General features: G+C 70.4%; 9 protein-coding genes and 3 pseudogenes. 8 read left to right on the top strand and 4 right to left on the bottom strand.

The genetic code is table 11. The features are described from left to right. From JIAGA_RS36240 to JIAGA_RS31665, 4 genes and pseudogenes are all read left to right on the top strand, one after another. A pseudogene (locus tag JIAGA_RS36240) lies at positions 1–178 on the top strand (site-specific integrase); the annotation flags it as partial. Between the two features lie 99 nt (positions 179–277). Further along, a pseudogene (locus tag JIAGA_RS36235) lies at positions 278–502 on the top strand (carbohydrate ABC transporter permease); the annotation flags it as partial. A 101-nt stretch (positions 503–603) separates the two neighbouring features. Then, positions 604–762, top strand: a pseudogene (locus tag JIAGA_RS31670) (rhodanese-like domain-containing protein); the annotation flags it as partial. 10 nt (positions 763–772) lie between these two features. After that, positions 773–2,215, top strand: a complete 1,443-nt coding sequence (locus tag JIAGA_RS31665; protein ID WP_035812846.1) for an HAD-IG family 5'-nucleotidase — start codon at positions 773–775, stop codon at positions 2,213–2,215. 705 nt (positions 2,216–2,920) lie between these two features. Here the strand turns inward: JIAGA_RS31665 and JIAGA_RS33415 are convergent. Then, the gene (locus JIAGA_RS33415; RefSeq protein ID WP_169738921.1) at positions 2,921–4,867 is read right to left on the bottom strand and encodes an HNH endonuclease signature motif containing protein; all 1,947 of its coding nucleotides are present in this window, start codon (positions 4,865–4,867) and stop codon (positions 2,921–2,923) included. A gap of 333 nt (positions 4,868–5,200) precedes the next feature. Between JIAGA_RS33415 and metG the strand changes: the two genes are divergently transcribed. Genes metG through JIAGA_RS0121965 form a run of 3 tightly spaced genes read left to right on the top strand, consistent with a single transcriptional unit; the run spans position 5,201 to position 8,530 of the window. Continuing rightward, the gene (metG, locus tag JIAGA_RS0121975) at positions 5,201–6,778 is read left to right on the top strand and encodes a methionine--tRNA ligase (protein WP_035812844.1); all 1,578 of its coding nucleotides are present in this window, start codon (positions 5,201–5,203) and stop codon (positions 6,776–6,778) included. A 37-nt stretch (positions 6,779–6,815) separates the two neighbouring features. Further along, positions 6,816–7,040 carry a cation:proton antiporter regulatory subunit gene (locus JIAGA_RS0121970; RefSeq protein WP_026877310.1) on the top strand — a complete coding sequence of 75 codons (225 nt, stop codon included), beginning with the start codon at positions 6,816–6,818 and terminating at the stop codon, positions 7,038–7,040. Between the two features lie 5 nt (positions 7,041–7,045). Next, entirely contained in the window at positions 7,046–8,530 is a 1,485-nt protein-coding gene (locus JIAGA_RS0121965) for a cation:proton antiporter domain-containing protein (RefSeq protein WP_026877309.1), read from the top strand. Between the two features lie 3 nt (positions 8,531–8,533). Here the strand turns inward: JIAGA_RS0121965 and JIAGA_RS0121960 are convergent, their stop codons facing one another. The 3 genes from JIAGA_RS0121960 to JIAGA_RS31655 form a co-directional block, all read right to left on the bottom strand. Then, the gene (locus tag JIAGA_RS0121960; RefSeq protein WP_026877308.1) at positions 8,534–9,166 is read right to left on the bottom strand and encodes a LysE family transporter; all 633 of its coding nucleotides are present in this window, start codon (positions 9,164–9,166) and stop codon (positions 8,534–8,536) included. A gap of 160 nt (positions 9,167–9,326) precedes the next feature. Continuing rightward, positions 9,327–9,653, bottom strand: a complete 327-nt coding sequence (locus JIAGA_RS0121955) for an AzlD domain-containing protein (RefSeq protein WP_026877307.1) — start codon at positions 9,651–9,653, stop codon at positions 9,327–9,329. Between the two features lie 2 nt (positions 9,654–9,655). Beyond that, complete coding sequence (locus tag JIAGA_RS31655) at positions 9,656–10,387, bottom strand: AzlC family ABC transporter permease (RefSeq protein WP_051426718.1); 732 nt, start codon at positions 10,385–10,387, stop codon at positions 9,656–9,658. A 70-nt stretch (positions 10,388–10,457) separates the two neighbouring features. On the opposite strand from JIAGA_RS31655, the gene JIAGA_RS0121945 reads away from it, so the two are divergent. Further along, a complete protein-coding gene (locus JIAGA_RS0121945) occupies positions 10,458–11,018 on the top strand; it encodes a helix-turn-helix domain-containing protein (RefSeq protein ID WP_026877306.1) in 561 nt (186 codons plus the stop codon). Positions 11,019–11,053: the final 35 nt, after the last annotated feature.

Here is an 11,053-nt window from a genome sequence, read left to right as displayed (position 1 = left end):
GTTGCTCTCCCGCGGAGTGTCGATCAAGGAGGTGGCCGAGTACCTGGGGCACGCCGATGCCGGCTTCACGTTGCGGACGTACACACATCTCGTGCCGTCGAGCCACGAGCGGGCCCGACAGGCCGTCGACGCCGTGTTCGGATCTGAAAGTGACGGCCCAGAGACGGCCCGATCATGAAAACCGGCCCTATGCGCGCCCTCGGACTAGAAGCTCACCACCCCTTTGAGCAGCTGTCTTGCCATGACCATGCGCTGGATCTGGTTGGTGCCTTCGTAGATCTGCGTGATCTTCTCGTGGAACGAGTTCTTCTTCGCCGTGAACCTCACCGCGTCGCAGGCCGCCACCGTCCCGTTGTTCCTGGTGGGCTTCATGACCAGCGAAGGTCTCTATTGGGCGCAGCTCTCGGCGGCGGCCACGCTGGCGTCGTTGCCGGTGGTCATCGCCGGCTGGGTGGCACAGAAGCAACTCGTCCGCGGACTCTCCATGGGCGCCATCAAGTAGGCCCTCCCACTCCCCCGGCCCGCCGCCGGGCGAACACTTGATTCCCACTAACCCAGTGGGTATTGTCCTCCGCATGCGACCGCCAGGCCGGCGAGCCGCGGCGCACCATCGTCGTCTTCTGCAACGAGGGGTACGCGTCCAGCCTGGCGGCGGCATCGCTGCGTGAGCTGGGGCTGCGCAACGCCACCGACATGATCGGCGGCTTCCATGCCTGGGCGGCCGCCGGACTTCCGGTCACCGGAGTGCCCGCGACCTCCTAGCCTTGGGGCCATGATGTCTCCGGAGCACCTGGTACGTGGGGTCTACGCCAACCGCACGCTGAACCTGCGTTCCGTCCAAGCCATCGGCTACGACATGGACTACACGCTCATCCACTACCGGACCGAGGCGTGGGAACGCACGGCGTTCGAACATGCCTGCCGGGTGCTGAAAGCCGGTGACTACCCCGTCGACGGTCTGGTGTTCGAGCACGACCACTATCTGCAGGGCCTGGTCATCGACCTCGAACTGGGCAACCTCGTCAAGGCCACCCGGTTCGGGTACGTCATCCAGGCCCAGCACGGCACCCGCCAGCTGTCGTTCGACGAGTTGCGCACCACGTACGCCGGCATCACCGTGGACCTCAACGACAGCCGCTTCCGGTTCATGAACACCCTGTTCACCATCTCCGAGTCCGCGCTGTACGCGCAGCTGGTCGATCGCCTCGACAACGGCACCATCCCCGGGCCGCTCGGGTACGACGAGCTGTACCGCGTGGTGTCGGGAGCGCTGGACGAGTCGCACATGACGGGCGCGCTCAAAGCGGAGATCGTCGCCGATCCGGACCGGTTCTGCGACCTCGACCCGGGTACCGCTCGCACGCTCATGGATCAGCGGCTGGCAGGCAAGCGGCTGCTGCTGATCACCAACAGCGACTGGACCTACACGTCGGCGATGATGAGCTACGCGTTCGACCGGCACGTGCCGTCCGGATCGTGGCGCGACCTGTTCGACATGGTCGTGGTGGCGGCGTCGAAGCCACAGTTCTTCTCCGCCAACCCGCCGGCCTACCGGGTGGTCGACCCGGACCGCGCGCTGCTGCAGCCGCACTGGGGCCCGTTCGAGACCGGCGAGGTGTACCACGGCGGCTCGGCGCGCCGCGTCGAGCAGAGCCTGCAGCTCACCGGCGCGGAGATCCTCTACGTCGGCGACCACCTCTTCGGCGACGTGCATGTCACGAAGTCGGCGCTGCGCTGGCGGACGGCACTGATCATGCGCGAGCTCGAGGCCGAGATCGCCGCTGCGGCCGACTTCGCCTCGGCGGAGAGCGAGTTGCGCCGGCTCATGACCGAGAAGGCCGACCTGGAGGACCGCCTTGCCCACGCTCGGCTCGCCCTGCTGCGTAGCAATGCCGACGACGTCCCGGACGACGACGTCACCGGCGGCGACGTGCCGGGCGAGACGGTGGAGGCGCTGCGTGAGGCGCTGAAACGGCTCGACGAGCGGGTCGCGCCGCTGGCCCGGGCGGCCAGTGAGTTGGGTAACCCGACCTGGGGTCCGATGATGCGTGCCGGCAACGACAAGAGCCTGTTCGCGAGGCAGGTGGAGAAGTACGCCGACATCTACACGTCGCGAGTCGCCAACCTGGGCCGGCGCACGCCGTACGCGTTCCTGCGCGCGGCCCGGACGAGCCTGCCGCACGACATCATGCCACGCGAGATCGCCCCCGAATGACGCGGTGAGGCGCCGAGCACCTGGAATTCACCGACGAGCGGCCAGTCGCACTGTCAGGTGAACTGTCGGGTGAACTGCCGGCGAACAAAGAACCGTCCGCGTATGCCCGGGCCAGAGCCTCGGGCATACGCGGACGGGATGGTGGGGAGCCGCCAAGCGCCCACCATGGAAAGAGGACTAGCGTCCTTTCAACCGTTATCCGAGCAAACCGGTAACGGTGCCGAGCAGCCCGTTGACGAGGGCGAGGATGCTGTCCAGCAGGCCCGAGATTGTGTCCACGACGGTCTCCTTAGTGACAAGGATCTTCGGATGGGGACCTGCCAGGCCAAGCTCTCGGTCCGGACGACCGGGTAGGTCTTGACAGTGAGTCTATGCAGGAAAAGAAGTAGCGCAAGGACAAACGAAGAAATCGCTCACCGAATCGACGACATTGAGTTTGGCGTTCTTGAAATGTCCAACCAAAAAGGACATAACTACGTCACGTATTGTTGTCATCAGCTTGTCACAGCCAGTTCTGCGGCTTGTCGGGATGGGCTGGCCGGTGCGCTGAGCACGGTTACAGCGGGGGTCGGCGCCGTGGGCGACCGCGTCGTCGTGGTGTGATCGTCGCCGTCGGCCCTGGTGGGACGGTGTCCCCGCCAAGCCGATGGGGCCGGTGCACGCGAGACTGGCGGGCGATCCCCGCGGCTGGTGCGCTGACCGCGGTCAGTACGGGGGCGTGTCGTCCGGATCGGGTGGCGGGCCGGCGTGGTCGCTCTGGTCGCCGGCGCCGGCGGTGTCGTGGTCGGTGTTGTGGTCGTTGTCGTTCCGGTGGGGTGGTTGCGCGGTGGTCGGGTGGGTGGGGTCGATGGGTTCGGGTGGTTTCCGGTAGGTGTGTCCGGTGGGGCTGGTCCACACGGTGGTGCCGTCGGGTTGCTGCGCCACGCGCCAACGGCCGCGGTGTTTGAGCAGGTGATGGGTCCGGCACAGTGGCTGGCAGTTGCAGGCGGTGGTGGGGCCGCCGGCGGCGTGGGCGACGACATGGTCGATGTCGCAACGTGTCGCGGGCTGGTGGCAGCCGGGGGTGCGGCAGGTTCGGTCGCGCAGGATGACGTGGTCGATGAGTGCTTGGGTGGGCCGGTAGCGGGTGTGGCCGTGGTCGACGTACCGGCCGCTGGCCGGGTCGGTGCCGACCCACTGCCAGATCCCGGCGGCGGCCAGATGCCTGCCTATGTGGGCCGGGATGGGGCCGTAGCCGTCCAGGTGCGCGGGCTCGTCGCTGAGCCCGGCCAGTGACCGGAACGCGAACGTCACCTGCACCGCCACCGCCTGCCCCTGCGCGGACGCGAGCGGGATCGCCACCGGCTCCCCCGACGAGGAGGAGCCGGCCACGCCCCGTGTCGGGGACCCTGTTGCGCCCGGCGGGGTGGTCTCGCCGGTCGGCCCGGCCCCGGCGTCGGCCTCTGGGAGGTCGAGCCGCGTCCCAGGCACGTCGAGTCCACGGTTGCAGTTGCAGGGGCAGCCGGGCCGATGCTGGAACGCGAGCGCGACCGGCTGCGCGACCAGACCCGGGACCGGGTCTGATGCCGCCACCGTGAACGCCACCTGGCCCGGGCCGGCAGCCGGGCCCGGGTGTGAGTCCGGGCTCGGGTTCGGGTTCGGGTCGCCGTCGCCCCGCGGGCCGGGGGTGGGGCCGATGTGTTGGGTGTCCAGGGCGGCCCACGCCAGCGCCGCGAGCGCGTCCGCGCGACACTGCGCCGCCGTACGAACCGGCTGGCGTCCGGCGGCACGGTCACCACGCTTCAGGGTGCCGGCCGCGGCATCCAGGACCGTCTTCACCGCCATCGCATCCTCCGCCGGCAAGAACGCCTGCAGATAGGCCATCGCATCCGCCGCCGGCGTGACCGTCACATCACGACGCTCCCGCGCTTCCCGGCACCGCTGCTCGGTCTGGACCGGGGCGAGCTCGTGCAGCAACTGGGTGATCCGCCGCCGCAGCGCCACCGAGTCCAACCCAGGCGCCACCGGCAGCACCGCCGCCTCCACCCGCCGCCGCACCTGCTCGTCCTGTCCACCCAACTCGCCGGTGATCACCCGTGCGCGACGCTCATCGATCAGCCCGCGCGCCAGCGCCTGCTGGGTGGCGGGAAAGTCCTGCACCAGTTGCACCGCGTGCCCGATCAGGTTCTCCGCCTGCCGGGCCGTCGTCACCGTCCGCGCGGCGACCTCGACCGCGGTGTTCGTGACCGGGTTCACCGACCGATACCCACACCGTTCGGGTTGCAGTTCCGGGCGGGCGGTCAGCTCCGCCAACGCCGCCGCCTGCCCGGCCTGCGCCCAGGCAATCAGCCGGCCCCACCCTGCGACCGCCTCCACCACGTCATACGTCGACACCGCCCCCAGCTTCACCGCTGCCAAGGCCTCCGCCAAGTCCGGCCCCGGCAGCGTCTCCTCGACCAGCACACCACCGCCCGCGTCGGTGTCGAGCAGGGCCGTCAACTCCGCATCGAGGAAACCGTCCGGCAGCACATCCAGGCCGACGTCGGCGTCGTCGGGCAGCTCGCCCGGGTCGAAGCTCACCCACGCCCCGGTCTGCGGGTCGCGGGCAACCAGACCCGCCGCCGCGGGATCAACATCCCGCAACGCACCACTCAGACCGCTGTTTCCGAACATACGAACGACCCTAACAGCCACCACCGACAACGCCCGCAGACACATCGAGATGGCCATCGTCAGCGCGATGCCGATCCTCAGCGCGGACGAGGTGGCCGCGGTGCGGCGCCGAAAGCGCCCCAGCACAGGTCGGGTCACCGACGACGAAGGCCAGCCAGACGTCGGCCGCGTACGATGGCGTTATGAACCAGCGCCACCAGCGGATGATGCGCCCCGTCACGGGGCCGCCGAGCGTGCGCTGACACAGTCACCGACCAGCCGAAGCCCCTGCCGATGCGGGGGCTTTCGTGTGTCCGGGCTCCATCGTCCACGGCAGGGCGGAAGGAGACCATCATGACCACGACCCCCGAGAACACCCATGTCTACGTCACGACCGCGATCCCCTACGTCAACGGCGACCCGCACCTCGGCCACGCGCTGGAGCTGGTGCAGGCCGACGTTCTCGCCCGGCATGCCCGCCGGCGTCGGCGACCGGTCCGGTTCCTGACCGGAACGGACGACAACGCCCTCAAGAACGTCACCGCCGCCCATGCTGCGGGTGTGGACGTCCGCGAGTTCGTCGCAGCCAATGCGGCCCGGTTCGCGGCGCTGCGCGAGCCGCTCCAACTCTCCTACGACGACCACATCCGCACCGGAACCGATCCGCGACACGCGCCCGGGGTGCGGCGGATCTGGCGGCGGTGCGCCGCGAACGGCGACCTCTACCGACGCCGCTACGAGGGCCTCTACTGCGCCGGCTGTGAGCAGTTCTACGCGCTGGAGGAACTGGCCGGCGGGCGTTGCCCGGAGCACGGCACCGCACCGGAACGAGTCAGCGAGGAGAACTGGTTCTTCCGGCTGTCCCGCTACACCGACGCCCTGCGCGCCGTGCTGGAGTCCGGCCGAGTCCGGGTCGAGCCGGCCGCGCGCCGCAACGAGGTGCTCGCGTTCGTCCGAGCGGGTCTGGCCGACATCAGCGTCTCCCGCCCGGCAGACCGGGCCGGCGGCTGGGGCATCGCCGTCCCCGACGACCCGGCTCAGGTGGTCTACGTCTGGTGGGACGCGCTGGCCAACTACGTGACGGCGCTCGGCTACGGCTCCACCGGCGCGGACCCGGCCGACGGCGGCCACGACGACCACCACGACGACGACGACGGCAAACCCTTCCGCACCTGGTGGGTCGAGTCCGCCGAGCGGATCCACGTCGTCGGCAAGGGCATCGTGCGGTTCCACGCCGTGTTCTGGCTGGCCCAGCTGCTGTCGGCCGGTCTGCCGCTGCCGACGGCCGTCTACGTCCACGACTATCTCAGCGTCGACGGCGCCAAGCTGGCCAAGGGCGTGGGGCACGCCGCCGATCCGGCCGGACTGGCCCGCCGTTACGGAAGCGACGCCGTGCGCTGGTGGCTCGTACGCGACGTCGCACGCATCGGTGACACCGACTTCACCGTGGACCGCCTGCTCACGCGGCACGACCAGGACCTGGCGAACGGGCTCGGCAACCTGGTGCACCGCACGCTCACCCTCGTGCACCGATTCGGCGACGGCGTCGTGGCCGGTCCATGGGCCACGGGCGCGGGCGGCCATCCGCTCGTGATCGCGGCGGACGCGCTGCCAGACGCCGTCGACCGGGCGCTGGCGATCTTCGACCTGCGCGCCGCCACCGCAGCGATCGGCGCCGTCGTCGACCAGGGCAACCGGACGGTGGAGGGCGAACGGCCGTGGGAGCTGGCCCGGCGGGCCACCGCGGGCGACACCGCGGCGGCCGCGCATCTCGCGAACGTGCTGGGGGTTCTCGTGCATGCCTGCCGCGCCCTCGCCGGTGAGCTGGAGCCGTTTCTGCCGGCCGGCGCGACGCGTTTGTGTGACCAACTGGGCGACGGTGCCGGTGTCGGCCGACCTGAGCCGGTCTTCCAACGCCTCCGGCGGCTCTAGACTTGCGCTGGTCGCCTGGACGAAAGGACACCACATCATGGGTCAGGGCGTTCACATGCAGGAGCTTCCCGGCATCGGGAAGCGCTACGACATCGATCTGGGAAGCGCCACTCAGCGCATCTCCGTGGTCGTACGGCACGGCAGCCGCGACCTCTACGTCTTCACCGACAAGGGCGAGGAGCCCACGGCGGTCCTCGAGCTCACCAGCGAGCAGGCGCTGAAGCTCGGAGCTGTCCTCACCGGCACGTTCTTCGAGGGCTAGGGGCTGTGCACGCGGATCTCATCGGACTGGGCGCGCTGGTCCTGATCGCCGGGCTCGTCGCGCGGTTGGGCCGGCGGTTCGGGTTACCCACCGTGCCGTGCTACATGCTGGTGGGCATCCTCCTCGGTCCGGGCACGCCCGGACCGACGCTCATCGAGCATCCGGAGGACCTCGCCATCCTGGCCTCGCTGGGTCTGGTGTTGCTGCTGTTCCACCTCGGTGTGGAGTTCCCGGCCGACCAGGTCCTGGGCAGCGGCCGGCGGCTGTTCATCGCCGCTGGCGTCTACATCGCGCTGAACATCAGCGCCGGCCTGATGCTGGGGTTCGCGCTGGGCTGGGGAACGGCCGAGGCGTTCGTGACCGCCGGGGCGCTGGGCATCTCGTCCTCCGCGATCGCGACGAAGCTGCTCATCGAGCTGCGCCGGCTGACCAACGCCGAAACGCCCGTCATCCTCGGCATCATCGTCATCGAGGATCTCTTCCTCGCGTTCTACCTGGCGCTGCTGTCGCCGGTGCTGAACGACTCCGGCTCGACGTCCGAGTTCGTCCTCGACCTGTTGATCAGCTTCGGCTTCCTGGTGCTGCTCTTCGCGATGGCCCGGTTCGGCGCCCGTGCCGTGGCGGTGCTGCTGGACACCCGGGAGAACGAGCTGCTGGCCATCCTCATGGTCGGGCTCGTCGTGCTGGTGGCGGGCATCGCCCTGGAGGTCGGGGTCTCCGAGGCCATCGGGGCGCTCATGATCGGCCTCGTGGTCTCGCAGACGACGTTGAAGGAGCGGGTCGAGCAACTGGTCCTGCCGCTGCGGGACGTGTTCGCGGCCATCTTCTTCGTTTCGTTCGGGCTCACCATCGACGTCGCCGACCTCGGTGAGGTGGCCCTGCCGGTGGCCATCGCCGTCGTCGTCACCCTGGCCACCAACCTGACCGCCGGCATCGTCACCGCCAGGCTGTTCGGGTTCAACCAGCTGGGAGCGGTGAACGTGGGGCTGACGGTGCTGGGGCGGGGCGAGTTCTCGCTGATCCTGGCGACCCTCGCCATCGCGGCCGGCCTGGACAGGCGGCTCGGCCCGTTCGTCGCGCTGTACGTGCTGGTGCTGGCCATCGTGGCGCCGCTGCTGGCGACGCAGTCGCGGCACTTCACCCGCTTCGTGCCGGATCGGCTGCTGCGCTCGGAGTACCGGTACGTGCGTTCGGAGACGATGAGCACGTCGTGCACGCACCAGGACCAGATGAAGATCACCGACTCCGACGTCGACGTGTGCCAGGAATGCGTCGAGCTCGGCGACGCCTGGGTGCAGCTGCGCCTGTGCATGAAGTGCGGCTATGTCGGCTGCTGCGACGACTCGCCGAACAAGCACACCACCGCTCACTTCGAGCGGGAGCGGCACCCGGTGATCCAGTCGCTGGAGCCGGGCGCGGGCTGGCAGTACTGCTACGTCGACGAGATCCTGGTGCGCCAGCCGATGGGAAGGACAAGCAGCAGCTCCTGACCCTCAGCCGACGACCATGTGCACGGCCAGCGCGATGATCATCGCGCTGGACACCAGCGCCGTCGCCAGCCGGCCGCGGTCGCTGACGACGAAGCGGCCGAGCAGCGCGCCACCGCTGGCCAGCAGGAGTTGCCAGCTGGCCGACGCCGCGAACGCGGCCGCCACGAACACCGTCGCCTCGGCGCCGCCGTCCAGGTCGGCCCGGCTGCCGACCACCAGGGCGGCGAAGTACACCACCGTCAGCGGGTTGACCGCCGTGATGCCGATGAACGCCAGGTACGACCGCAGCGCGGTGACCGGACGGTTCCGGGACGGCGCGGCGGTGGCCCCGAGCGGCCCGGCGCGGTGCCGCGCGTATGCCCGCACCGCACCGGCCGCCGCCATGGCGAGGAGCACCCCGGCCGAGACCCAGCGCAGCGGCTCCGCGTATGCCTCGATCGACCCAGCCAGCGCCGCGCCCCCGAGCACGGCCACCACCGCATAGGCTCCGTCGACGGTGGCGATTCCGAGCGCCGCGGCTGCCCCGACCCGCCACGTCGTCCGGGCGGTGAGCGCGACCAGATAGGCGCCGACGGCTCCGACCGGAATCGCGATGCCGTACCCGGCCAGCACCCCGGCGATGAGCGCCGCGGTCATGGTGCTGTGCTGGTCGACCTCCGCCAAGACGACGGCGTCTGCTGCTGCTTCGCCCCGACAAGGTCGAGGACGGGCAGGAGCGCGGACGCGGGCGTGAAGGTCATGACGGCGATGATGCCGCCCCCGCCGACGCGGCACCACCCATTTTCGCCGCGGTTGATCATGGGACGCCGAGCAGGCGCAGGCCGGCGGCGACCCCGGCAGCCGCCACCACGATCAGGACGAACGGGACCCGCCGCCAGGCCAGCAGACCGCCCACGGCCACTCCCGCCGGGCGGGCGACGCCGGCCGGCCCGCCGTCGTCCAGCAGCGCGCTCGTGGCGACCAGCGCGGCCAGAAGAACGACGGCGCCGATCGCGACCAGCCGTTCGACGTCGGGCGACACCGAGACCGACATCCGCTCCCGCACCAGCGGCCCGGCGATACGGAACGCGAAGGTGCCGGCGGCCAGCACCAGCACGGCCGCCACCAGCACCGGCCAGGACATCGTCACCGTGCCGCCTCCGAGGACTCGGGCGCCGACGACGACGGCGACGACGTCGCGCCGCCGCGCCGGCCGCTCAGCGCCAGCAGCACTCCGGCCAGGGCCAGCAGCACCGGCAACCCAGCCGGCAGGAAGGGCGTCGTGACCAGTGTGATCACAGCTCCGGCCGCCGCCGCCCGGCGAGTCGCGGGGTCGCGCAGCGACGGCAGCACGAGCGCCAGCAGGACGGCGGGGAACGCGGCGTCCAGGCCGAGCCGATCGGTGTCGGTGACGACCGTGCCGCCGAACGCCCCAGCCAGGACGCCCAGGTTCCAGCAGACGAAGACTCCGACGCCGACGGCCCAGTACGCGGCTCGGCGGCGCGCGTGATCCGGCTGAGCCAGTGCGAACGCGACCGATTCGTCCGTCATGATGTGGCTGCCGACGACGCGGCGCCACCCTCGTCCCAGTAGGTCGCCGACGGTGAACCCGAACGGCAGGTGGCGGGCGTTGACGAGCAGCCCGGCGGCGACGGCCGTGACCGGGTTGCCGCCGGAGGCGATCAGGCCGACGAACATGAACTGGGCGGCCCCGGCGAAGACCACCAGCGAGAGCAGCATCGGCAGCCATACGGGCAGCCCGGCGCCCACAGTGATGGCACCGAAGGAGAGCCCGACCAGCGCGTCAGCGGCGCAGACCAGCGCGATGTCGCGGCCCAGGTCCGGCGACGACCGGATCGTTCGCCATATCGAACGCATGGTCACTACAATGAACGGAGCACCTAGCGTTCGTCAAGACGAACCTACCGACCGATGGAGCGAACGACGCATGGCCGAGAACACCGGAGCCCCACTCACTGTCATCGCCGCCTCGTTGCAGCGGGAGCGGCGCCGCGTCGGGCTCTCCCTCGCCGAACTGGCCCGCCGCGCCGGCATCGCGAAGTCGACCCTGTCGCAGCTGGAAGCCGCCACCGGCAACCCCAGCGTCGAGACGCTCTGGGCGCTCAGCGTCGCCCTCGACGTCCCGTTCGCCCAGCTGGTGGAGCCGCCGCGACCCAGGGTCCAGGTCATCCGCGCCGGCGAAGGCCCGGCGGTGGCGTCGGAGCGGGCCGACTACGTCGCCACGGTGCTCTCGGCCAGTCCCCCGGCGGCCCGGCGCGACATCTACCGTGTCGCCGCGCAGCCCGGTGAGCCACGGGTGTCCGAGCCGCACATGCCAGGGGTGGTCGAGCATGTGGTGCTGGCCGCCGGCCGGGCCCTGATCGGCCTCACCGACGACCCCGTCGAACTGTCGCCAGGTGACTACGTCGCCTACCCCGGCGACCTCCCGCACGTGTTCCGGGCACTCGAGCCGGACACGTCCGCCGTGCTCGTCTCCGAACACGTCTGAGAAATTTTCTGGCGACTGTCGAAACCGCCGGTCCT

The sequence above is a fragment of the Jiangella gansuensis DSM 44835 genome (genome assembly GCF_000515395.1).
Lineage (GTDB): Bacteria > Actinomycetota > Actinomycetes > Jiangellales > Jiangellaceae > Jiangella > Jiangella gansuensis.
The sequence above is the reverse complement of the archived record's forward strand: the minus strand, read 5'-3'. Positions and strand labels throughout refer to the sequence as shown.